This is a genomic window from Streptomyces sp. NPDC048462 (assembly GCF_043200175.1).
Taxonomy (GTDB): domain Bacteria; phylum Actinomycetota; class Actinomycetes; order Streptomycetales; family Streptomycetaceae; genus Streptomyces.
The window spans coordinates 165,989-188,115 of record NZ_JBICXG010000015.1 but is presented as its reverse complement, the minus strand read 5'-3'; the positions used below and the strand labels follow the sequence as shown (position 1 = coordinate 188,115).

At 71.8% G+C, this 22,127-nt stretch carries 22 protein-coding genes; 12 read left to right on the top strand and 10 right to left on the bottom strand.

Going from position 1 to position 22,127, the window contains the following annotated elements; all coding sequences use genetic code 11:
• Positions 1-206: 206 nt before the first annotated feature.
• A complete protein-coding gene (locus ACGFU6_RS24755; protein ID WP_393613918.1) occupies positions 207-1,712 on the top strand; it encodes a glutamate-cysteine ligase family protein in 1,506 nt (501 codons plus the stop codon).
• A 74-nt stretch (positions 1,713-1,786) separates the two neighbouring features.
• Here the strand turns inward: ACGFU6_RS24755 and ACGFU6_RS24750 are convergent, their stop codons facing one another.
• A complete protein-coding gene (locus ACGFU6_RS24750) occupies positions 1,787-3,574 on the bottom strand; it encodes a substrate-binding and VWA domain-containing protein (protein WP_393613916.1) in 1,788 nt (595 codons plus the stop codon).
• Positions 3,575-3,758: 184 nt separating this feature from the next.
• Here ACGFU6_RS24750 and ACGFU6_RS24745 point away from each other — a divergent pair, with 184 nt between their 5' ends.
• On the top strand, positions 3,759-4,538 hold the full coding sequence (locus tag ACGFU6_RS24745) for a CPBP family intramembrane glutamic endopeptidase (protein ID WP_393613915.1): 780 nt from the start codon (positions 3,759-3,761) through the stop codon (positions 4,536-4,538).
• Positions 4,539-4,649: 111 nt separating this feature from the next.
• Here ACGFU6_RS24745 and ACGFU6_RS24740 read toward each other — a convergent pair whose 3' ends face one another.
• Entirely contained in the window at positions 4,650-5,465 is an 816-nt protein-coding gene (locus ACGFU6_RS24740) for a PhzF family phenazine biosynthesis protein (protein WP_393613914.1), read from the bottom strand.
• 272 nt (positions 5,466-5,737) lie between these two features.
• On the opposite strand from ACGFU6_RS24740, the gene ACGFU6_RS24735 reads away from it, so the two are divergent.
• Together ACGFU6_RS24735 and ACGFU6_RS24730 are read left to right on the top strand one after the other, a co-directional pair.
• Positions 5,738-6,112 (top strand): DUF6193 family natural product biosynthesis protein, encoded by a 375-nt coding sequence (locus tag ACGFU6_RS24735; protein ID WP_393613912.1) that lies wholly within the window; start codon positions 5,738-5,740, stop codon positions 6,110-6,112.
• A gap of 322 nt (positions 6,113-6,434) precedes the next feature.
• A complete protein-coding gene (locus ACGFU6_RS24730) occupies positions 6,435-7,061 on the top strand; it encodes a PadR family transcriptional regulator (RefSeq protein ID WP_393613910.1) in 627 nt (208 codons plus the stop codon).
• A gap of 119 nt (positions 7,062-7,180) precedes the next feature.
• Here ACGFU6_RS24730 and ACGFU6_RS24725 read toward each other — a convergent pair whose 3' ends face one another.
• Both ACGFU6_RS24725 and ACGFU6_RS24720 read right to left on the bottom strand, forming a co-directional pair.
• Complete coding sequence (locus tag ACGFU6_RS24725) at positions 7,181-7,612, bottom strand: SRPBCC family protein (RefSeq protein ID WP_393613909.1); 432 nt, start codon at positions 7,610-7,612, stop codon at positions 7,181-7,183.
• Positions 7,613-7,703: 91 nt separating this feature from the next.
• Positions 7,704-7,886: a hypothetical protein gene (locus ACGFU6_RS24720; protein ID WP_393613907.1), complete on the bottom strand. Its 183-nt coding sequence runs from the start codon at positions 7,884-7,886 to the stop codon at positions 7,704-7,706.
• A 243-nt stretch (positions 7,887-8,129) separates the two neighbouring features.
• Here ACGFU6_RS24720 and ACGFU6_RS24715 point away from each other — a divergent pair, with 243 nt between their 5' ends.
• The 3 genes from ACGFU6_RS24715 to ACGFU6_RS24705 all read left to right on the top strand — a co-directional run bounded on the left by ACGFU6_RS24715 (position 8,130) and on the right by ACGFU6_RS24705 (position 10,931).
• Complete coding sequence (locus ACGFU6_RS24715) at positions 8,130-8,672, top strand: Clp protease N-terminal domain-containing protein (protein WP_393613905.1); 543 nt, start codon at positions 8,130-8,132, stop codon at positions 8,670-8,672.
• A gap of 130 nt (positions 8,673-8,802) precedes the next feature.
• Complete coding sequence (locus ACGFU6_RS24710) at positions 8,803-9,822, top strand: DMT family transporter (protein WP_393613903.1); 1,020 nt, start codon at positions 8,803-8,805, stop codon at positions 9,820-9,822.
• Between the two features lie 152 nt (positions 9,823-9,974).
• A complete protein-coding gene (locus tag ACGFU6_RS24705; RefSeq protein WP_393613902.1) occupies positions 9,975-10,931 on the top strand; it encodes a DMT family transporter in 957 nt (318 codons plus the stop codon).
• 55 nt (positions 10,932-10,986) lie between these two features.
• Here the strand turns inward: ACGFU6_RS24705 and ACGFU6_RS24700 are convergent, their stop codons facing one another.
• Positions 10,987-11,682 (bottom strand): pyridoxamine 5'-phosphate oxidase family protein, encoded by a 696-nt coding sequence (locus ACGFU6_RS24700; protein WP_393613900.1) that lies wholly within the window; start codon positions 11,680-11,682, stop codon positions 10,987-10,989.
• A 35-nt stretch (positions 11,683-11,717) separates the two neighbouring features.
• Between ACGFU6_RS24700 and ACGFU6_RS24695 the strand changes: the two genes are divergently transcribed.
• Together ACGFU6_RS24695 and ACGFU6_RS24690 are read left to right on the top strand one after the other, a co-directional pair.
• Complete coding sequence (locus tag ACGFU6_RS24695; protein ID WP_393613899.1) at positions 11,718-13,049, top strand: aminotransferase class I/II-fold pyridoxal phosphate-dependent enzyme; 1,332 nt, start codon at positions 11,718-11,720, stop codon at positions 13,047-13,049.
• A 258-nt stretch (positions 13,050-13,307) separates the two neighbouring features.
• The gene (locus tag ACGFU6_RS24690; RefSeq protein ID WP_393613897.1) at positions 13,308-13,676 is read left to right on the top strand and encodes a VOC family protein; all 369 of its coding nucleotides are present in this window, start codon (positions 13,308-13,310) and stop codon (positions 13,674-13,676) included.
• On the opposite strand, the gene ACGFU6_RS24685 is transcribed toward ACGFU6_RS24690, so the two are convergent.
• Positions 13,670-14,692: a DMT family transporter gene (locus ACGFU6_RS24685; protein WP_393613896.1), complete on the bottom strand. Its 1,023-nt coding sequence runs from the start codon at positions 14,690-14,692 to the stop codon at positions 13,670-13,672. The two genes, ACGFU6_RS24690 and ACGFU6_RS24685, sit on opposite strands and share 7 nt — an antisense overlap.
• Before the next feature lie 73 nt (positions 14,693-14,765).
• Here ACGFU6_RS24685 and ACGFU6_RS24680 point away from each other — a divergent pair, with 73 nt between their 5' ends.
• Entirely contained in the window at positions 14,766-15,722 is a 957-nt protein-coding gene (locus ACGFU6_RS24680; protein ID WP_393613894.1) for a LysR family transcriptional regulator, read from the top strand.
• Positions 15,723-15,750: 28 nt separating this feature from the next.
• Here ACGFU6_RS24680 and ACGFU6_RS24675 read toward each other — a convergent pair whose 3' ends face one another.
• Positions 15,751-16,227 (bottom strand): pyridoxamine 5'-phosphate oxidase family protein, encoded by a 477-nt coding sequence (locus ACGFU6_RS24675; protein ID WP_393613892.1) that lies wholly within the window; start codon positions 16,225-16,227, stop codon positions 15,751-15,753.
• A 112-nt stretch (positions 16,228-16,339) separates the two neighbouring features.
• Here ACGFU6_RS24675 and ACGFU6_RS24670 point away from each other — a divergent pair, with 112 nt between their 5' ends.
• Positions 16,340-16,990 carry a cysteine hydrolase gene (locus tag ACGFU6_RS24670; RefSeq protein ID WP_393613890.1) on the top strand — a complete coding sequence of 217 codons (651 nt, stop codon included), beginning with the start codon at positions 16,340-16,342 and terminating at the stop codon, positions 16,988-16,990.
• On the opposite strand, the gene ACGFU6_RS24665 is transcribed toward ACGFU6_RS24670, so the two are convergent.
• The 3 genes from ACGFU6_RS24665 to ACGFU6_RS24655 all read right to left on the bottom strand — a co-directional run bounded on the left by ACGFU6_RS24665 (position 16,974) and on the right by ACGFU6_RS24655 (position 20,919).
• Complete coding sequence (locus ACGFU6_RS24665) at positions 16,974-17,429, bottom strand: Rieske (2Fe-2S) protein (protein ID WP_393613888.1); 456 nt, start codon at positions 17,427-17,429, stop codon at positions 16,974-16,976. The two genes, ACGFU6_RS24670 and ACGFU6_RS24665, sit on opposite strands and share 17 nt — an antisense overlap.
• Before the next feature lie 73 nt (positions 17,430-17,502).
• Positions 17,503-19,668, bottom strand: coding sequence for a prolyl oligopeptidase family serine peptidase (locus ACGFU6_RS24660; protein WP_393613886.1), 2,166 nt, complete (start codon positions 19,666-19,668; stop codon positions 17,503-17,505).
• Positions 19,669-19,713: 45 nt separating this feature from the next.
• Positions 19,714-20,919 (bottom strand): cytochrome P450, encoded by a 1,206-nt coding sequence (locus ACGFU6_RS24655; protein ID WP_393613942.1) that lies wholly within the window; start codon positions 20,917-20,919, stop codon positions 19,714-19,716.
• Between the two features lie 435 nt (positions 20,920-21,354).
• Between ACGFU6_RS24655 and ACGFU6_RS24650 the strand changes: the two genes are divergently transcribed.
• Positions 21,355-22,107 carry a thioesterase II family protein gene (locus ACGFU6_RS24650; RefSeq protein WP_393613884.1) on the top strand — a complete coding sequence of 251 codons (753 nt, stop codon included), beginning with the start codon at positions 21,355-21,357 and terminating at the stop codon, positions 22,105-22,107.
• The last annotated feature ends 20 nt before the right edge of the window (positions 22,108-22,127 follow it).

The window sequence follows — 22,127 nt, the reverse complement described above, 5'->3', positions numbered from 1 at the left end:
GGCTGAAACGCGTCGGTGCATTCCTCGCATCGAGTGGCGGAAACTGCATGCTGCGTCATGCCGAGTGAATGTGCCTCGGGTCGTGGTCATCAGATTAGCGGCTGTGCACCGTCCGCGGGGCGTTATGGATCACTCCGTCTGGGCATTATCGATCGTGACGCGAGCGGCCTGGGCCGCGGGCTGCCCACTCGAGGAGGGACACTTCGATGGGGGAGAAGGTCGTTGCGGGCGCCTTTGACCTGTCCGATCGGCAGAGGTACCGACGGAAGCTCCACCAGTGCCTGGAGGGGCTGGAGAGGCTCCTGGCCGAGCGGCGATTCGACCGGCCGCGCAACCTCATGGGCATGGAGATCGAGCTGAATCTGGCGGGCTCCGACGGCATGCCGAAGATGTTGAATGGACAGGTACTTGAGCGCATCGCGAGCCGGGATTTCCAGACAGAACTCGGGATGTTCAATCTGGAAGTGAACATTGTTCCCCATCACCTGGCCGGACGCGTTCTCGATCAGCTGGCCGAGGAGCTGCGGACCGGCCTCGGATATGCCGACCGGAAGGCCGGCGAGGTCGATGCCGGGATCATGATGATCGGAATACTGCCCACCGTCGGCAGCGGGGACATGGTCCGCGGGAACCTCTCCGACGGGGATCGCTACGCCCTGTTGAACGACCAAATGGTGGCGGCGCGCGGCGAGGATTTCTCCCTGGATATCGAAGGTGTGGAGCGGCTGGTCTGTACCTCCGGGTCGATCGCGCCGGAAGCTGCCTGCACCTCCGTCCAGCTCCATCTGCAGGTCACCCCGGAGCGGTTCTCGGACGTGTGGAACGCCGCCCAGGCCGTCGCCGCGGTCCAGGTGGCACTGGGGGCCAATTCGCCCTTCCTGTTCGGCCGGGAGCTGTGGCGGGAGTCGCGTCCGCCGCTCTTCCAGCAGGCCACGGACACCAGGCCGCCCGAACTGCAGAACCAGGGGGTGCGTCCCAGGACCTGGTTCGGGGAGCGGTGGACCGGTTCGGTGTACGACCTCTTCGAGGAGAACGTGCGCTACTTCCCGCCGCTCCTGCCCATCTGCGACGAGGAGGAACCGCTGCGGGTCCTCGACGAGGGCGGGGTGCCCCGGCTCCAGGAACTCGTCCTGCACAACGGCACGGTCTACCGCTGGAACCGGCCGGTGTACGGGCTGTCCGACGGCGTCCCCCACCTCCGGGTGGAGAACCGGGTGCTGCCCGCAGGACCGACGGTCGCCGACGTGATCGCCAACGCCGCGCTCTACTACGGGCTCGTGCGGGCGCTCGCGGAGGAGCCCCGCCCGGTGTGGACCAGGATGCCGTTCGCCGCGGCGGCCGAGAACTTCGACACCGCCTGTCGCCGGGGCATCGACGCCGAGCTGCTCTGGCCCAGGCCCGGCCGCGCCGGCGGGCTGACCCGGGTGCCGGCCGTCAAGCTCGTACGGGACGAACTGCTCCCGTTGGCGGCCGCCGGGCTCGACGCCTGGAACATCGAACCCGCCGACCGCGACCGTTACCTCGGCATCATCGAGGAGCGCTGCAAGCGGCGGACCAACGGGGCTTCCTGGCAGGCCGACACCTATCACCGGGCGCGGGAGGCCGGACTGGGGCGGGACGCCGCGCTCGCCGCCATGACCCGCCGGTACGGCGAACTGATGCAGTCCGGCGAGCCCGTGCACAGCTGGCCGGTGGGCGTCCCGGGCGCATGAGCGGACGGGGCCGGGCCCCGGTCCGGGGACGGCCCCGCCCGTTCGCGTTCCCGCCCGCCTCGGCGGCGCCCGCGCTACTCCTGGGCGGCGCGGCCGCTCTGCCCCGCGGTCATGACGGCCTGAAGGATCACCGCCTGGATCTCGGCCGGGTCGTTGACCTGGTAGCCGCCGCCACCGGTCACCTTGGCCATCTCGTTCACCTCTTCGCGGTCGGCGTCGGGGCCGACCGCGATGGCGAGCAGCGGAACCGGCCGCTCGGGGTCGGCGATCCGGGTGAGTTCCGCGATCAGGGCGCTGCGCGAGATTGAATGGTCGTCCTGGTTCGAGCCGTCGGTCAGGATCACCACGGCGTTGAACTTGCCCTTCACGTACGTGCGCTGCGCCTCCTTGTAGGCGGCCAGCGTGGTGTCGTACAGGCCGGTCGCCCCGTCCGGCACCGGCTGCAGCGCCGAGAACGCGTCGGCCAGCTTCGCGCGGTGGGTGCCGCCGCCCTTCGTCTTCTCCCCGAGCCGGCTGGTCGCCACCAGCCGGCGGTAGTCCTTGTCCCCGTCGAGCCTGGTGGCGAACTCCCAGAGGCCGATCTCGTCGTTCGGGGTGAACTGGTTCAGGGCCTCGATCAGGGACGCCTTGGTGACGTCCATCCGGGACTGGTTGCGGCCCGGCACGATCGTGGCCATCGACCCCGAGGCGTCGACGACCGTGGTGAGCCGCGCGCTCTGCACGGTGATCGTCCACATGCCGAGCGTTTCCTGAAGTGTGTCGTCCGAGGGTGCGGTGGCGGGTGAGGTGGCGTACGGCTGAGGGGACTTGCCGCCCGCCGACGCGACCAGCGTCTCGCCCGCCGTGCCGTCGACGGTCCGGAAACCGTGCTCCTCCAGCGTGCGCTGCGCGCTGTCCTCGGACAGCAGGGTCATGAACCGCAGGGCCGCCCGGCTCTTTTCCGTGCTCAGCTGATCCTCGTTGACCAGCGCGAAGGGATAGTCGAGCAGCGGGGTGCCGTCCGTGGGGTAGAAGAGGTCGAGCTTGCCGGCATCGGTCGACTCGGCGTTGTGGGCGAAGGCGGCCTGCTCGGAGAGCAGTACCGCCTGGTTGCGGGAGGGATTGCCCTCCTCGGCGCCCGAGCCGCCGCCGGCCAGTGTCCCGGGCACCTGGGTGTCGCTGTCGGACATCCGCTGGGCGAGGAGTTTGGCGGTGGCCGCGACCCTGGTGTCGCTGTCCCCGCCCTGCTGGTCGGAGGACGCGCCGATGCTGGTGAGCGCCAGCAGACCGGTGGCGCTGCGCGCCGGGTCGGCCGAGCCCAGCCGTACCTTGTCCGACTCCATGGCCGAGGCCATCAGCTCGGCCCAGGTGTACTTCTTCTTCGGCCAGCCGAGGGTCTTGGCGGCCGAGGGCACCATGGCCAGGGCCACGGGGGAGGAGGCCACGGAGTCGCCCGGGGTGACCGGCACGGCGTCGCCGGTCCCCTTCGCGCGGCCCAGCCAGAGGTCGGAGTCCGGCAGCCACATCTGGTAGTCGGGCTTGCTGGTGCCGGAGGCGAGGGCGTCGGCGACCTTGTACGAGTCGCGGGCCAGCACTTCCACGTCGACGCAGTGGCCGTCGGATCTCAGATCGTCCTTGCGGGCCTTGTCGGCCACCGCGCGCACGGCGGGCGCGATGTCGGGCGAGGCCACCATGGACAGGTGCACCGCAGAGTCCTCGCAGGACTTCGAGAACGAGAGCAAGCCCCCCTGGGCCGCGACCGCCGTTCCCGCCGCCACGGCGAGAACGAGCGCGGTGGCGATGGCTACGGTACGACGGCGATTCGGTGGACGGTCCCCGCTTCCGTCCGCCGTGTGGTCGTCGGGCAAGCTGTGACGTCCCATGTCGGTGGTGCCCCTCCTTGAGGATGAACAAGGAAATGGGGGACCACACCATCGGCAATGGTGCTCGTCCCCCGGCCTGTCGCGCATGATCTTCGTACCTGTATTCGAGACCCTAGTGGGGCGGGGAGTGGCATGGGACGTGAATGCACAACTCAAGGCAGGTGTACAGGTGGAGGCGGGGCGCGTGGCTGATTCTTATCCTCAGGAGGCCGTGTCACGACGGATCTTGCGGTCCGAGACGGTGCTGGTGCTGGCGCTCTCGCTGGGCGCCAGCGGGGTGTCTGCCCTGATCAGTTTTGTCGGATCGCTGACGAAACCAGGAGGTTTGAAGGATCAGGCGGCAACGCTCAACAGTTCCTACGCACCTGGCCGTCCCTGGCTGGATCTCGCCTGGCAACTCTTCGGTATCGCGACCGCGCTGGTGCCCGTCGCCCTGGTGGCCCATCTCCTGATCCGCGAGGGGACAGGCCTGCGGGCGATCGGTCTCGACCGGACCAGGCCGGGATCGGACCTGGGGCGCGGCACGCTGGTCGCGGCGGGCATCGGCAGCGCCGGGCTGGCCTTCTACCTGGTGGCGCGGGCCGCCGGATTCAACCTCACGGTCGTTCCCGAGTCGCTGCCCGATGTGTGGTGGAAGTTCCCGGTACTGATCCTGTCGGCGATCCAGAACTCCGTCCTGGAGGAAGTGATCGTCGTCGGATACCTGCTGCGCCGGCTGGGGCAGTTGGGCTGGACCCCGATGGCCGCCCTGGTGGCCAGTTCGGTGCTGCGCGGCTCATACCACCTGTACCAGGGGATCGGCGGCTTCATCGGGAACATGGTGATGGGGATCGTCTTCGTACTGCTGTACCGCCGCTGGCAGCGGGTGGGGCCGCTGGTGGCCGCGCATGCCCTGCTCGACATCGGCGCGTTCGTCGGATACGCGCTGCTCGCCGGGAAGGTTGGCTGGCTGCCCACTCCGTGAGCGGCCGAGGGGCCGGGTGTCCGGGAGGGGGTGTGCGGGTGATCCGCACACCCCCTCCCGGCGTTTTCTGCGCCGTGTCCGACAGGCCGGCGCCGCCGGGACCCTGCCCTGTCACGGGGCGACGAGCAGTTCTCCGTCCAGGACGGTGACGGCGTCGCCGGTCAGCAGGGTGCGGTCGCCGCGCAGCGCGGTGCGCACGAGGCCGGACCGGGCGGAGGCCTGGAGGCCGGTCAGGTCGTCGCGGCCGAGCCGGGCCGACCAGAACGGTGCCAGAGCGGTGTGGGCGCTGCCCGTCACGGGATCCTCGTCGATGCCCACGGCGGGGAAGAAGCCGCGCGAGACGAAGTCGTAGCCGGACCCGGCGGCCGCGGCCGTGGCGATGACGCCGCGCCGCGAGTGGGCGCCCAGTGCCGCGAAATCCGGGGTCAGCGCCCGTACGGCCGCCTCGTCGGCCAGCTCCACCAGCAGGTCGCCGGTGTGCGGGCCCGTGTCGTGCACAGAAACGGGCTCGGCGCCCAGCGCGGCGGCCAGCCACTCGGGCGCGGCCTCCGGGGTCAGCGGCGCGGTGGGGAAGTCGAGCGTGAGTGAGCCGTCGGGCCGGGCGGTCGAGGTGAGGATGCCGCACCGAGCGGTGAAGCGCACCGTGCCGCTCGCGACGCCGGTGGTGTGCAGGACGTGGGCGGTGGCGAGGGTGGCGTGGCCGCACATGTCGACCTCGGTGGCCGGGGTGAACCAGCGCAGCGCCCAGTCGGCGGCGCCGCCCGGCGGCAGCGGGTGGGCGAAAGCGGTCTCGGACAGGTTCAGCTCGGTGGCGATCTGCTGGAGCCGGCTGTCGTCAGGGAAGCCTTCCGGGCCCAGCAGCAGGACGCCTGCGGGGTTGCCGGTGAAGGGGCGGTCGGTGAACGCGTCGACGATTCGAATCCTCATGCCACCGACCGTAGGCACGTCGCGAAGCCGCAGGCCAAGGCCAATTTCGCATGCGCGGACCGGTCGCGACCTGTGCCACCGAACTTGGACCGGTTGCCGTCGAAGATGGGCCACTGCATGGTTTGTGACAGTGAAGATGCACCGCCGCAGGTCAGTGGGTTGCAGGAACCCCGCCGAAGTAGCGGGCCGGCGCTCATGGCCCGTCTCAGCGAAGTGTGGCCATCAGAGGGGGAGCGGATTGTCCTGGCCGAGTACGGGGGCATGATCGCGGGATGGCTGAGGAGACGGTTGTCGAGAAGACCTGGCGGCTCATGCTGGAGGGGCATCCTACGGCGCGACGGGGAGAGCCCGCGGTCATAGCGGCTGCTTACGCCGAACCTCGGCTTCGGGCCCTGTTCCCGTTTCCGAGCCATGGGGCCCTCACCTTCCACAGGAACACCCACTTCCCTTGGAGCAACGACCTGCCGTTCATCGTGGGCGACACCCAATCGTGCACCGTGTACGCGCCACTGGGGGCGTCGCCGCGTGTCCTGGGCGAGTCACTCGCACCGAATGAGGCGGCCGCGTTGGTGGTCACCCACCTGCCGCGCGACTGCGGTCCGGCCTTCGAGGGGCCGTGGCCCCCAGCGGAGAGCTCCACCGACTGAACCAGCCGCAGAACTGCAGCCGTCGTGCCGGTCAAACTTCGCTGAGTCGGGTTAGCTGAGCCGGTTCCCGAGCGACCGCTGGATCGTCCTCGTCACATGAGGACCCGCATCGCCCGGGGCCTCTCGCCGCAGCGGCGTACCCACCTTGACCTGCACCGGTCCATCTTCATTGTCACGAACTGCATTCGGTCCAACTTCAGTGGCACACGTCCCATCTTCGATGGCACAGGTCAGGTCGGCCTCCGGAAGGGGTTTGTCAAACGACTGGTTCCGATATATCGTTGACGCATCGCGACCGATCAACGGTAGAAGGAGTTCAGTTATGCGATCACATGGACACGAGCACGGACATGGACACGGGCGCGGCCCCTGCGGGCCGGGCGAGCACGGACGAGGTGACTTCGAGGGGCGCCGGGCGGCCTTCGGCCAGTTCGGGCCGCCGTTCGGCGGCGGACCCTTCGGTGGTGGCCCCTTCGGGGGCGGGCGCGGCAGGGGCGGCGGCCGGGGAAGGGCGCGCCGCGGTGACGTACGCGCGTCGATCCTGGCGCTGCTGAAGGACCGGCCGATGCACGGCTACGAGATGATCCAGGAGATCGGCGAGCGCAGCGGCGGGGCCTGGCGGCCCAGTCCCGGCTCGGTGTACCCGACCCTCCAGCTCCTGGAGGACGAGGGCCTGATCGTCAGCGCCAGCGAGGGCGGCAAGAAGCTGTTCACGCTGACCGACACCGGCCGCACCGAGGCGGAGTCGGGCCCCGAGGCGCCCTGGGAAGAGGCCGGCCGCGGTGTCGACTGGGAAGGGGTCAACGAGATCCGGCAGGCCGGTTTCGGCCTGATGGAGGCGTTCGGCCAGGTCTGGAAGACCGGGTCGGCCGACCAGCGCGAGAAGGCGCTCACCGTCATCAACGACGCCCGTAAGAAGCTCTATCTGATTCTCGCCGACGAGCACTGAGCCGGCCGGTGCGAAGACTGAGGACCTGTAGTGCGAGAAGGCCCCGCGGATGGTCCCGCGGGGCCTTCTCGGTGCCCGTGTGCGGACGGCCGGTCCGCCGGCCGCCGGTTCGCCGCGTCTCAGGCGACGATCAGCCCGTCCAGTTTGCGCAGTGACTCGATGAGGGCGGCGGTGGCCGAGTCCTTGAGTTTGCCGGCCATCAGGGAGACCGCGGCCCCCGTGAACTCGCCGTCGATGCGGACCGTGGTGGCGTCCCCGTCCGGCGTCAGCGCATAGCGCATCTTCAGGTTGACGCCCATCGGGCCCTTGCCCGTGGTCGTCAGCAGGCGGCCGTCGTCGAGCTCGGCGATCGTCCACGTCACCTCGGCCGGGAAGCCCATGAGCTTCATGTTCTCCTCGTAGGTGCCCGCGAGCTCCAGTGTGGCCGGTCCGCCCTTGGGGAAGCTGGTGTGGGTGGCGTTCCACTCCCCGTACGTGCTGAAGTCGGTCAGCTGGGCCCAGACCTTTCCGGCCGGCGCCTCGATGCGCGCCTCTGCACTGACTTCGGCCATGCGACCACCCCTTCTCGACGGGTTACGGTGTCGCGGAACGTAGCGGCAGAGTCGTGAACATTCAATACTGATGAACTGTCAGATATCTGGGTCAGGTTCCTGCCCGCCAGATCAGCGCGGAGTCGAAGCGGTCGGAGGCGCGCGGATGCGGTCCGTCGTCGTGGCAGTGGAAGGCCGCCCAGAACAGATCGGCGGGCAGCGCGTCGCAGGGCGCGTGGACCCGGTAGACGTAATCACGCCCGTCGAGTGCGGGCAGCGCGACCAGCCAGCTCACCTCCGGCTCCCCTCCCGCCGCCGCAACAGTGCTCCGGGCTGTGGGACGTGCGCGGGGAGGCTTCCGGTTGCTCCGGGAGCGCAAGGCAAGGCGGCGCGCGCCGATTCCCGGGATCGGACACCGGAACGGCGCGATCTCATCCGTAAGGAGGAGGAGTCGCGCTTCTGTGCCCAACTCGGGTGGGATGCGTCAATGGGCCTCTCCGGGGACGTTCCGGCCCGCCAGGGCTGATGAGGTGGGAGTGTGCAGAACCGGACACCGCGGATTCCTCAGCAACCCGCACCGAACCACCGTGCCGAGACGGATGCCGAACTCACCGATGAGCTGGCCGCCGTGGTGACGGGTGCGCGCAGGCGCGCCCTCCGTGACGGTGACCAGCAGATCGACACGGCTCATCTCCTGCACTCCCTGATCGAATCCGACCCCGCGGTCCGCACCGCCTTCGACGGCGGACCGCAGCTGGCCAGGGTGCTCGGCTACCTCGTCCAGCGCAGTATCGGCTACGGGCTCCGCTGGCAGGGTGCGATCGAGGGCTCCGGAGCGATCCCGCTGGTCCCCGCCGCGCCGAACGCGGCGGTCGAGGGATGGTCGCCGGCCGCCGGATCCGCGATGGAGGAGGCCCACCGGCGCGCACGGCTCCTCGGCCGGGAACGGGCCTGCGGCCTCGATCTGCTCGCCGCACTCGCTGCGGACCGGCAGTGCCGGGCCGTCGAGGTGCTGGAGCGTGCGGGGGTGGACGCGGCGCTGCTCGCGGACCGGATCATCGGCGCCTCCGGCCAGGGCTGACTGTCTGAACGCCCGGGTCCGTCACTGCACGGACGGGTGTGCGGGTCAGGGGTGGCGGTGACATCGCCGTGTTACCCGCGTCAGGTGTCACCGGGGTGACGCTCCTGACGGCAGCTGTCATGATGTGCCGATGCACGCGTCTCAGGGGAGAAGCGCCGGCCTGGGACTCGCCCTCGCCTCGGCCTTCGCATTCGGCGGTTCCGGAGTGGCGGCCAAGCCGCTGATCGAGGCGGGGCTCGACCCGCTCCATGTGGTGTGGCTGCGGGTGGCGGGCGCCGCGCTCGTCATGCTGCCGGTGGCCTGGCACCACCGCTCACTGGTACGGAGCCGGCCCGTGCTGCTGCTCGGCTTCGGCCTGCTCGCCGTCGCGGGCGTCCAGGCCTGCTATTTCGCGGCGATCTCGCGCATCCCGGTCGGCGTCGCGCTGCTGGTCGAATATCTCGCACCGGCTCTCGTCCTGGGCTGGGTGCGCTTCGTCCAGCGACGCCCGGTCACCCGGGCCGCCGCGGTCGGCGTGGTCCTGGCCGTGGGCGGTCTGACGTGTGTGGTCGAGGTGTGGTCCGGGCTGAGCTTCGACGTCGTCGGGCTGCTGCTCGCACTCGGTGCCGCCTGCTGCCAGGTCGGCTACTTCGTCCTCTCCGCCCAGGGCAGCGGCGAACAGGCGGCGGGCGCCGAGCCGCCGCACCCGGTCGGCGTCATCGCCTACGGGCTGCTGATCGGCGCCGCCGTCCTCACCGCGGTGGCCAGGCCGTGGGGCATGGACTGGTCCCTGCTCGGCGGGAACACGGTCATGAACGGCACGGATGTGCCCGCCTGGCTGCTGCTCGTCTGGATCGTGCTGCTCGCCACCGTCATCGCGTACGTCACCGGTGTGGTCTCGGTGCGGCTGCTCTCCCCGGCGGTCGCGGGCGTGGTCGCCTGCCTGGAGGCGGTCATCGCGACCGTGCTCGCCTGGGTGCTGCTCGGGGAACACCTGGCGGCGCCGCAGCTCATCGGCGGGTTCCTGGTGCTGTTCGGCGCCTTCATCGCCCAGTCCTCGACACCGAAGGCGCCCTCGGGGCCCGTCGCTTCAGGGGTCGTCGCTTCAGGGCCGGGCGGTGAGCCGGCCGGGACCGAGGGGGAGTTGTCCGCGGACCGTGCCGCCTCGTAGTGTGACGATCATGCATCTGACCGTACTTCCGCCTCCCGCCGCTTAGCGCGGGCGGCCACATCTGACGAAGACCGGGCTCGGGCAGTCCCCGAGCGGCTCGTCGCTGCCCGCGTGCGGAGCGACCACCTTCCCGTCTTCCTTGGAGAAGTCACGTGTCGAATCCTGCTTCCGGCCTGTCCACCGGGCGGAGCCTGTGCTACTTGATCATCGCCGGAGTGGCCTGGGGTACGGCCGGTGCCGCCGCCTCACTGATCTTCGGGGCCAGTGATCTCGGCCCTCTCGCGCTGTCGTTCTGGCGCTGTGCGGGCGGCCTCGTACTCTTGCTCGGCGCGCTGGCGTTGCGCCCGGCCCGGCCTGCCGCCGCTGCCGAGCCCCGCCGTCGCCGGCTGCTGCGCACCGTCGGTACCGGTGTGGGGCTCACCGTCTTCCAGACCGCCTACTTCGCCGCGGTCCAGATCACCGGCCTCGCCGTCGGAACCGTCGTCACGCTCGGCGCGGGCCCCGTCCTCATCGCCGTGGGTGCCCGGCTCACCATGGGCGAGCGGCTGGGCGGCGGCGGGCTCGCCGCGGTGGCGGGCGCGCTGACCGGGCTCGCCGTACTGGTGCTCGGCGGCGACGCCGGAACGGTGCGGCCCGCCGGGATCGCGCTGGCCCTGCTCTCCGCGGCCGGATACGCGTCGATCACCCTGCTGACCCGGTGGCTCGGCCGGGACGGCGGTGGTACCGACGCGCTCGCCACCAGCGCCTGGGCGTTCGCCGTCGCGGCGGTGCTGCTGCTGCCGGTGGCGGCCGGTGAGGGCATCGTGCCGGGGACCGCGCACCCGGTCCAGGTGGTGGCTCTCATGGCCTACGTCGCCGCGATCCCGACCGCACTCGCCTACGCGCTCTACTTCGCCGGGGCCGCGGTGGTGCGCGCCGCGACCGTCTCGGTGATCATGCTTCTCGAACCGGTGAGCGCGGCGGCGATCGCCGTCGTGGTGCTCCGTGAGGAGCTCACCGCGGCCACCGTCGCCGGGACCCTGCTGCTGCTCACCGCGGTGGCCGGGCTGGCGGTGGCCGAGACCCGCGGTGCGGCGAACGCCCGCCGGGAGGCGGCCGCCCACGCCTGACCGAGGGTGGCGGGCCGGGTCGCTTCCGATGGGCCGGCCCGCCGCTCCGGCTGCTTCAGAGGGCCTCGATGTAATCCGGAACCGTGATGGCGGGATCGAGGTCCGCCGCCGGGACGGGGGCGGCGAAACCGTGCGTGAGCGGGACGACGCCCGTCCAGTGGGGCAGTGCGAGGTCTTCGGGTTCGTCGTTCGGGCCGCCGGTGCGGACCTTGGCGGACACCTCCCGCAGATCCAGCCGGAGCACGGAGGTGGCCGCCAGCTCCTTCTCGTTGGCCGGCCGTGAGTCCTGTGCGCGTCCCGGAACCACCTGCTCCACGATCGCGTCGAGCGCGGTGCGCCGCTCCTCGGGGTCCGTCACCGCGTACGCGGTCCCGTGGACGACCACCGAGCGGTAGTTGAGCGAGTGGTGGAAGGCGGAGCGGGCCAGTACCAGCCCGTCGACATGCGTCACGGTCAGGCACACGGCGAGTCCGTCGGAGCTCCCGCTCGCCGTCCGCAGCGGCCGGGAGCCGGTGGAGCCGTGTACGTAGAGCCGCTCGCCGATCCGGCCGAACAGCGTCGGCAGGACGACGGGGGCGCCGTCGCGCACGAAGCCGAGATGACAGACGTAGGCCTCGTCGAGTATCGAGTGGATCTGCTCGCGGTCGTACGCGGCCCGTTCACGTGAGCGGGTCGGGACCGTGCGCCCGGTCGGTTCGTAGGCGGCTGCGGCGTCCGGGCCCGTGGTCTGCGGCGGTTGGGTGTCCGGCATTGCGTACTCCATTGCACTAGTGCATACTATTGTTTGTGCTAGGAGAGTATCGGATCACCGGACGACGTGCATCAGAAATTGCCGCCAGCGTGGAGCGAGCGGTCGGCTCGGGGGAGCTGGCCCCCGGTCAAGTGCTGCCACCCATGAGGGAGTTGGCGACACTGCTGGAGGTGAATCCCAATACGGTCGCGGCCGCCTACCGCACCCTGCGCGAGCGCGGGGTGATCGAGACGGCCGGGCGCAGGGGCAGCCGGGTCCGGCCGCGCCCCGCGAGCACCGCGCGCGGATCGCTGCGGATCGAGGCGCCGCCCGGCACGCGGGATCTGGGCACGGGGGATCCGGATCCGGCGCTGCTGCCCGCCCTCGGCGAGGCGTTCGCGGCGGTCACCGAGGCCTATGCGCAGGCACCCGGGATGTACGCGCAGGCGCCCGTGGATCCGGAGTTCGCCGCGCTCGCCCGGAGCGCGTTCGACGCCGACGGGGTTCCGGCCGGGCCGGTGATCGCCACCTCGGGATCGCTCGACGCGATCGAGCGGGTGCTGAGCGCCCATCTCAGACCGGGCGACGCGGTCGCCGTCGAGGACCCGGGCTGGGGCAGCCTGCTGGATCTCGTGCCCGCGCTCGGGATGCGCCCCGTCCCCGTGGCGCTCGACGACGACGGCCCGTTGCCCGACGCTCTCGACGCGGCGCTGCGGGCGGGCGCCCGTGCGGTCGTCGTGACGGGCCGGGCACAGAATCCGACCGGGGCCGCGATCGGCGCGGGGCGCGCGGCCGAACTGCGCGCGGTGCTCGCCGGTCACCGGGGCGTCCTGCTGATCGAGGACGACCACGGGCACGCCATCGTGGATCTGCCGCTGAACACCCTGGCGGGCGCCACGGACCGCTGGGCGGTCGTGCGGTCGGTGGCCAAGGCGTACGGGCCGGACCTGCGGGTCGCCGTGCTGACGGGCGACGCCGTCACGGCCGACCGGGTGTCGGGGCGGCAGCGGCTGGGCCCCGGCTGGGTCAGCAAGCTGCTGCAGCGGGCGATGGTGCACCTGTGGACCGCGGGCGCCGTCGATCCGCGCGAGGTGGCCCGGTCGTACGCGGTTCGCCGGGATGCGCTCGTGCGGGCGCTCGCGGCCCGGGGAGTCTCGGCGCACGGCCGGAGCGGGATGAACGTCTGGGTTCCGGTGAGCGACGAGACCGGGGCCGTGGCGCGGTTGCTGCACGCGGGCTGGGCGGTGGCGCCCGGCGCCCGATTCCGGCTGTCCGCGCCCCAGGGCATCCGGATCACCGTCTCCCCGCTCGTCGACACCGACATCGGGCCGCTGGCGGACGCGGTGGCGGCAGCGGCGGGCCCCGCCCGGCCCCTGAGCTACGGCTGAGGTGGGGCCTGTCCGGCCTCCGGTCGTGCGACAGGCGGAGGCGGGTTGGCGGAGGCGAGCCGGCGGACGCGGCACGGGGGCGGGCGGAGCTCTGGAGTGGCCGGCCGGCAGGGGCGGACGTGACCGCGTTTCGGGCTGCTCGTGCCGGCCGTGGGCGGCGGTCCGGGGCGCAGGTCGTCCGGCGGGACGTTCTGCCGATGAGTTCACCCTCGTCCAACGGTCTACCCATCGACACGACCGTTCTCGACAGGAGTGCCCATGTCCACCATCCAGCCAGTGATCATCACCGCCGACCCAGAGGGCTTGGCCGGCTTCTACGCGAAACTGTTCGGCGCCGAGCAGATCTTCCGGGTACCGGAGGAAGGCCCGGCCTTCTACCTCGGCCTGCGCATCGGCGACACCGACCTCGGGCTGGTGGCCAAGACGGACCCGGAGACGGCGGCGGCGCCGCGGATGCTGCTCAGCATCGGTGTCGACGACGTCGACGAGACGCTCGGCCGGGTGACGGCGCTGGGCGGTTCGGTCGGCGGCAGTCCCAACGACATGCCGTGGGGACAGCGCGTCGCCCACATCCAGGATCCCGACGGCAACCCGGTGAACCTCACCAAGCCGATTCCGGCTCAGTGACGCTGCTCCGGGATGCCTGTGCCGGTCGCGGCCGGTGCGGGGCTGTGGGCCCGGGGCCGGCTCTGGGTCAGTGCGGCCCCCGCCAGGACGACGAGGGCGCCGACCGGGGTGTTCCAGTTCAGCTGCTCGCCCAGCACGGTGACCCCGGCCGCGGTGGCGATCACCGGGATGAAATAGGTGACCATCTGTGCGGTCGTCGGGCCGACCTCGCTGACCAGCCCGTACTGGAGGAGCAGCGCGAGCCCCGTGCCCTGGGCCCCCAGGGCGACCACGGCCAAGGTCGGCAGCAGCGGGAACGCTGTCGGTGCCGTGGTGAACAGCGGGGTGACCAGGGCAAGTTGCACGGTGCCCAGAAACAGCTGGCTGCCCGTGAGCGCGAGGGCCGATGAGCCGCTGCCCGCCGGCGTCCGGCGGACGTAGATCCAGCCGACCGGGTAGCTGATGGAGGCCGGCAGCGCCATCGCCGTACCGGTGAGGTCCAGGCCGGAGAAGCCCTGCCAGGCGCCCAGCACGGTCAGCACCCCGAGGAACCCGAGCCCCAGACCCGCCACCCGGCGGCGGGTGGGCCGGTCCTCCGAGAGTGCGACCAGCGACAGTGCCACGCCCCACAGCGGTGAGGTCGCGTTGCAGATGCCGGCCGGCGTCGAGGGAATGGTCAGCTCGGCGTACGCGAAGAGCGAGAACGGCAGCGGGTTGAGGAAGAAGGCGGCGACGGCCAGATGACCCCAGGTGCGGGCGGTGCGTGGCAGCCGCTCCCGCTTCACCGCCATGGCCACGGCCAGTACCGCCGTGCCCGACAGCAGCCGGCCGAGGGTCACCTGGAACGGCGCGTACCCGTCGGTGCCGACCTTGATCAGGAGAAAGCTGAAACCCCAGATGAGCGAGAGCGCCGCGAACCTCAGCCGCCAGTCCGGAGCCGGGCGGCGGGCGGGTGCCTCTGCCGCGGGAGCCGTCGCGGACGGCGTTGCGGGAGGCGATTCGGGGGATACCGGCGACGGTGCGGGCGGTGCGCTCATGGGCCGACGATGATGAAAGCGATCTCGTAGCACAAGTGAGAGTTCATGTGATGGTTCGCGTAGCATCTCTTACATGTTGAATCTGGAGCGCCTCCGCACCCTGGATGCCCTGGCCAGGCTGGGCTCGGTCAGTGCCGCCGCAGAGGGTCTGCATGTCACGACGTCGGCCGTCTCGCAGCAGATGGCAAAGCTGGAACGCGAGGTCGGGCAGCAGCTCCTCGCCAAGAACGGCCGCGGGGTCCGGCTCACGGACGCGGGTCAGCTGCTCGCCGATCACGCGGCCCGGATCCTCTCCCAGGTCGAGCTCGCCCAGTCCGACATCGAGGCGCAGCGGGGTGAGGTGGTGGGCGAGATCCGGCTGGGCGCGTTCCCCACCGCCGCACGCGGTCTCTTCCCGGCCACGCTGCTCGCCCTGCGCACGAATCACCCCGAACTGCGGGTGCGGACCAGCGAACTGGAGCCCGAGGCCGGGATCCGCGCGGTGTTCAGGGGCGACATCGACCTCGCGGTGGTGCTGGACTGGAGCAACAAGCGGCTGCCCGTGCCCGGCGGCCTGGCGACGGCCCAACTGCTCGACGACGTACCGGACATCGCGATGCCGTCCGGGCATCCGCTCGCGGACCGGGCGGAGGTGGACCTGGAGGACTTCTCGGACGACGACTGGGTCTCCTGGCCCGAGGGCGAGTTCTGCTACGAGTGGCTCATGTTCACCCTGCGCTCCAAGGGCATCGAGCCGCGTATCGCCCACCTCGCGGGCGAGCACCACACCCAACTCGCCCTGATCGCGGCCGGGATGGGGGTATGTGTGGCGCCCAGGCTCGGCCGGGGTCCGGTGCCGGACGGGGTGCGGCTGGTACCCGTACGGCAGCGGATGCGGCGTCACGTCCATGCCGTCTGGCGGGTGGACGCGGACCGCCGGCCCTCGATCAGGGCTGCGGTCGCCGCGTTGAGGGTGGCGGGCCGGGCCCTGGACGAGCCGCTGGAACGGGCGCAGGGCCGGGCCCTGAGCGAGCCGCCGCAGGGCGGGTAGGGGCGGGCGGCGACGTCCCCCTTCGCCGTCAGACGCCGGGAAGAGTGGCGAGTTTGCCGAAGTCCCAGGAGGTGACGGCTTCCGGTGTGAGCCGCAGCCACGCGTGCCGGCCGTCGTGCGGCATCGCCTCCATGCCGAAGTACTTCGCCGCGAACAGCTGCTCGGGGACGGCCAGTTCCGGGCAGGGCTCGCCGGTCCGCGGTGTCTCCCCGACGAACACCGCCTCGCCGGACAGCTCGATGCCGCGCAGTTCCCCGTACTCCACGCCGTCGTCCACGACGACCGCGATCCTCGGGTCCTGGCCGAGTTGCGACCAGCGCAGGCTGCGGGTGATGGAGTACAGCCACAGCGAGGTGCCGTCCCAGCAGAACCAGAGCGCCCCGACGTGCGGGCGGCCGTCCGGGCCGATGGTGGCGGCCCGGCAGGTGCGCTGCTCGGCGAGGTAGGTGTCGCGTTCCTCGTCCGTCATCATGATCCGACGGCCCCGTCGCTGAATGACGGCCATGGGGAGTCCTTCCTATTAGCTGACTATGTGTCAGGAATCATGGAGCCTCTTCCCTCATCGCGCAATGGCGGTTAGCCTCGCGCGCCCGTTCCTTCACCGAGAGGGGCAGCCCGTGCCGTCCAGGGAACAGCTCGCCGAGCAGATCGATCCGGCCTCCACCGTCCTGCTGACGGTGGAGTGCCAGCAGGGTGTGGTGGGACTCGACAGCGCACTGCCCGAACTCGCCAAGGAGGCCAGGTCGTCGGGGGCGCTGCACAACGTCGCCCGGCTGGTCGGCGCCGCTCACGAGGCCGGTGTCCAGGTGCTGCACGCCGTGGCCGAACGCCGCCCCGACGGGCGCGGCGCCAACCACAACGCCCGGCTCTTCCGCGCCGCCGGACGGCTGCCCGTGCAACAGCACTCCGGTACCACGGCGGTACGGATAGCCGAGCCGATCGAGGTTGCGGACGAGGACCTCGTCGTGCGCAGACTCCACGGGCTCTCACCCATCGCCGGTACGGACGTGGACGCGCTGCTGCGCAACCTGGGCTGCCGCACGCTCGTCGTCACCGGGGTGTCGGCCAACGTGGCCATCCCCAACGCGGTGTTCGACGCCGTGAACCTCGGCTACACGGCGGTGGTGCCGTCCGACGCCGTCGCGGGGGTGCCCGCCGACTACACCCCCGCGATGATCCGCAACACGCTCGCCCTGGTCGCCACCGTCGCCACCACGGACGACGTGCTCGGCTGCTGGCCGGCCGGGCGCCCTAGGAAGCGAGGCTGATCGAGTCGCCCTGGACGCTGATCGGGGCGGACGGCAGCGGCTCGGTGGCGGGACCGGCCTTCACGTCGCCCGTCGCCACGTCGAACTTGCTGCCGTGACAGGGGCAGTTGATGGTGCCGTCCGCGACGCTCGACACCGCGCAGCCCATGTGCGTGCACTTCGACGAGAACGCCTTGAACTCACCGGCGGCGGGTTGCGTCACCACCACCCCCTGCTCCGTGAAGATCTTCCCGCCGCCCTCCGGGATGTCGGTGGTCTTCGCGAGGACGGAGCCACCGCCGGCCCCGCCCTCACCGCCCTGCCTGACGGCGTCGGAACCGGCGGACGCCTCCTTGGACCCGCCGCACGCGGTGAGTACGGCGGCCACGGATGCGGCGCCGGCCGCTGTGACGACGGCTCGGCGTCCGGGACGGCCCTCGTGGTCCTGCGATGCGCTCATACTGGCTTTCCCTTCCACGGTGTACTTGGCTCCGACGCTTCGTACCCGGGCACGCGCAGCAGGCGCCCCGTGTTCAAAGCCCCAGGGACTTCCTCAGGAAATCCCGCTCCAGCAGCAACAGACCGCTCGCTGTGCGATCCTGGCTGACCAGATGGCCGGTGCCCGACAGCGGCAGCACCGTATGCGGCCGGCCGACGGCCAGCAGCGCTGCGGAGAACCGCAGCGTGTGGGCCACGGCCACATTGTCATCGGCAAGACCGTGCACCAGCATGAGCGGACGGACCAGGGCCCCGGCCTCCGCCAGGAGCGAATTGCGGGTGTACTGGAGCGGAAACACCTCCGGGTGGCCCAGGAACCGTTCCTCCCAATGGGTGTCGTAGAGCCGCCGGTCGATCGACGCCGCACCCGCGATCGCGGCATGGAAGACCTCCGGATGACGCAGCACGGCGGCCGCCGCCAGATAGCCGCTGAACGACCAGCCGCGCATCGCCACCCGGGTCAGGTCCAGGTCGGGGTGGAGCTCGGCCGCCGCGCGCAGGGCGTCGATCTGGTCATCGAGGACGGCGGTGAGACGGTCGCCGTGCACCGCTTTCTCCCAGGCCTCGCCGCGCCCCGGCGTACCCCGGCCGTCGGTCACCAGCACCGCGAAACCCTGCTCCGCGAACCACTGGGCGACCGCGACCCACCACGTGCGCACCTTCAGGACGACCTGCATGCCGTGGCCCGCATAGGGGCTGAGCAGCACCGGCAGCGGACCGTCGCCCGGCCGGTGCCACGAAGGCAGGTGGAGCCGGCCGCGCAGCTCCCGCGCCCCCAGGCTCAGATCCAGCGGCCGGGGCGTGACGAGTGGTTCCTCCGCCAGTACGGCGATCCGGCCCACCGGCACGCCCGCTCGCAGCACCGTCACGGTATGGCCGTCCGGAGTCCTGCTGTCGAGCACCACCGTCGGCCCGCCGGCCGACGCCGTATGCACACCTGGTGTGCCGCTGACGCGTACGAAACCCTTCTCGGGCGCGTCGGTCGCGTACGACCAGACGTGGGTCTCGGTCGGCTCCTCGCACGCGGTGAAGTACACCCTGGCGCCCGCCGCGCCGAGCACCTCGCGGACCTCCAGCCCCGGCGGTGTCGGGACGCCGCCGATGTCCAGTCCCTGGGTGTCCCCGCCCGGCCGGGCGGATACGGTCAGCGCGCCCGGGGCGAGACGCAGCGGAGTGCCGGGCCGCAGCGACACCCAGGCGGCGTCGTGGGTCACGTGCACCGGACGGGTGGCGCCCGACCGCTCGTCCACCTCCAGGACCTGGACGGTCCGCTGGTCACGTGTCTGCACCGAGACCAGCGGACCGACGCCGTCCCAGCCCCCCGTCACGACGTACTCGAAGGCCCGGTCCGTCCAGGCGCCCTCGGGGTGGCCGGCACCGGCGGCCGGGGGCAGCCGGACATCGGTCCCTTCCCCGGACACCCGGACCAGCCGCAGTGACACCTCGGCGTTCGGTGTGCCGGCCGCCGGATACGGCACCGCGTGCGGCGGCCGCTCCGGGTCCGCCGGATCGCTGATGTACCGGAGCCGGACCCCGGCGGTGTCGACCCGGGCCACCAGCAGCGCATCGCCGCGCGGCGACCACCAGTAGCCGCGCGAGCGCCCGATCGACTCCTGCGACACGTAGTCCGAGAGCCCGTACGTCACGTGCTCGCCGTCCGGGGCGGCGAGCACGCGGCCGGCCGTCCCGTCGGCCCGTACGGTGTGCAGCGCGCCGCCCGACACGTACGCGATCAGCGAACCGTCGGGCGAGGGGCGCGGGTCCACCACCGGTCCCGCCGTGCTGATCCGGCGCGGCGCCCCGCCGTCGGTGCACACCACCCAGAGCGTGCCCCGAAGCGCGAAGGCCACCAGCCGTGCGGCCGCGTCCGTGGCGTAGGAGACCACGCCCGATGAGGTCTCCCGGGCCCGTTCCCGCCGCGCCAGCTCCTCCGGCGGCACTTCGCCCGTCGCCCCGTGCGCGAAGTCCGGCCCGACGGGATCGGCGAGCATCCGCTCCGCGCCGTTCTCGTACAGCCAGAGCCGGCTCACCGGGTCGGTGCCGGAGGTGCCGCGTACGAACAGCACCCGCTCGCCGTCCGGGGAGACGGTGAACTGCCGGGGCACCCCGAGCGAGAAGCGCCGGGTGCGGGCGAACTGCTGAGGAAACCGCTCGGCGGCGGTGGCGCGGTCATCGGCCGGGGAGCCGGCGGGGTGAGTCATGGCGACACCATGACAGGTCGGAAACGGCCGGAGCCATCGGCCTCCTCAGCCGCGCAGCCGTACCGGCAGCCGCCGCACGCTGTTGCCCACGAAGGAAGCGTGCCGGGGCAGTTCGGACTCGGGCACGGCGAGATCGAGGAGGGGGAAGCGCGCGAAGAGCTGCTCCAGTGCCGCGACGCCCTCCATCCGGGCCAGCTGGGCACCCATGCAGTAGTGCGCGCCATGCCCCAGGGACAGATGACGGACCCCACCGCCGCGGGTGATGTCGAAGCGTCCGGCGTCGGGGCCGTGGGCCGACGGGTCGCGGCCGGCGGCCGAGTACCCGGCGAGCACCGGGGTCCCCCTGGGGATCACGGTGCCGCCGATGTCGAGGTCGCGGGTCGGGTAGCGGAACGGGAAGTAGCTGACCGGGCTGTCCCAGCGCAGCGTCTCCTCGACCACGTCCGCCCAGCTCGCGCCGCCCGACCGCACCAGGGCGAGCTGGTCGCGGTGGGCGCACAGCGCTCGTACGGCGTTGGTGATCAGATTGAGCGTCGTCTCGTGGCCGGCGATGATCGTGAGCATCAGGGTGCCGATCAGCTCGTGCGGGCCGAGCCGGTCGCCACCCTCCTCGCGGGCCGCGATCAGCGCGCTGGTGAGATCGTCCCCCGGACTCTCCGTCCGGGCGGCGGCCACCGCGCTCAGCATCTCCACCATCTCCCGGTTGGCCGCCTTCGCCTCCTGCGGGCCGATGTCCGTGGCGACGATCCGGTTGGACAGTTCGTGCAGCCGGTCGTGGAGCGCGGCATCCACGCCGAGGAGCTCGCAGATGACGCCCATCGGCAAGGGCAGCGCGAAGTGCGCCCGCAGATCGACGACACCCCCACCAGCCTGGGCCGCCGCTTCGAGGCCGTCCAGCAGCGACGCCGTCAACGCCTCGGTGCGCGGCCGCAGTTCCTCGACCCGGCGCGCGGTGAACGCCTTGCTCATCAGTGAACGCAGCCGTCGGTGGTCGGCCCCGTCGGCGGTGGTCATCCCCTGCACCGTGGCGAACGTCCGCAGTGGCCAGCCGTCATCGATCGCACCGGCCTGGAGCGCCGCGAAGTGCCGGGCGTCCTTGGCGACATCGGGGTGCGAGAGGAACTCCCTGAGCTCCTCGTGGCCCAGCACCGCCATGCCCTCCACCTCTCCGGGCAGGATCACCGACGCGACGGGCCCCCTGCCCAGCAGCCGGGCGTTGGCCGCGTGCGGACAGCCGCCCGCCGGGTCCATGCGGTGCGGGCGGTCGGCTGCGGGGTCCACCGGCTCCATGCTCAACAGGGCTCTCCAGTCCACCGGTTCAACAGGGCGCTCCAGTTCCCCCGGGGCCGGGAGACGCCGGGCCAGGGGTCTTTCGTTTGTACCAGGCCGGACCGCGCAGCGTGCCGGATCCGGCGAGCCCGGCCCGGCCCGACCCGAACGAGTGGAACTGGGCCGACAGGTCTGAACCGGGGTCCGGACGGGGAAGTGTCCCGGCGGGAACGGGGGGAAGGGTCCCGGCGGGGGCCGGGGCGGCGCGGGGGCGCCGCCGTAATCGCCGGTCGCGGCCGGGCGGGGAACCGGCCGTCAACTCCGTCGAGCGAGGTCCGACGTCCTGGAGTCAGGTATGAACAACAGCACTCGTACGGCTGCCGCTGTCGCGGCTCCCGTCGCCGGAAAGGGATGGTTGTGAGCAACTGGTTGCGGTGTTTCCGCCCGGACCCCGACGCCGGGGCCCGGCTACTGTGCTTCCCGCACGCGGGTGGTTCGGCCAGCGGCTACTATCCGCTGTCGGCCGAGGTCGCTGGGACGGCGGAGACACTGATCGTGCAGTACCCCGGGCGCCAGGACCGGCTCGCCGAACCGTTCGCCGTACGGCTCGGCGAGGTCGTGGACGCGGTACTGGCCACGCTGCCCACGAGTGGCGGCCGGCCACTCGTGATCTTCGGCCACAGCATGGGCGCGCTCCTCGCGTTCGAGACCGCGCGCCGGCTGACGGCCGAAGGGCGGTCGCCCGCGGCGCTCCTCGTCTCGGGATGCGAGGCCCCGTCACTGCCCCGGCCGGCCCGGACGGCCGGCCCGCCGGACGACGAGGACCTGATCCGGGAGATGCGTCTGCTGTCCGGCACGGACGAACAACTGCTGGCCGACCCCGAGATCCTCCGGCTCGCCCTGCCGCCGCTGCGGGCCGACTACGCGATGCTCGCCGCCCGCACCCACGTCCCCGGGCCGCCGCTGCGCTGCCCGGTCGTCGCGCTGAGCGGTGACAGCGACCCCCGGGTCTCCGTCGAGGGTGCGCGGGCCTGGCAGCGGGAGACCGTGAGCACCTTCGAGCTGCGGGTGCTGTCCGGCGGCCACTTCTTCCTGGGCGATCACCTGGACCGGGTCGCGGAACTCGTCGCCGGGTACGCGTCCGGCCGGGCGGCCCGTACCAGCGACTGAGGCCGCGGGGACTGGCCGCA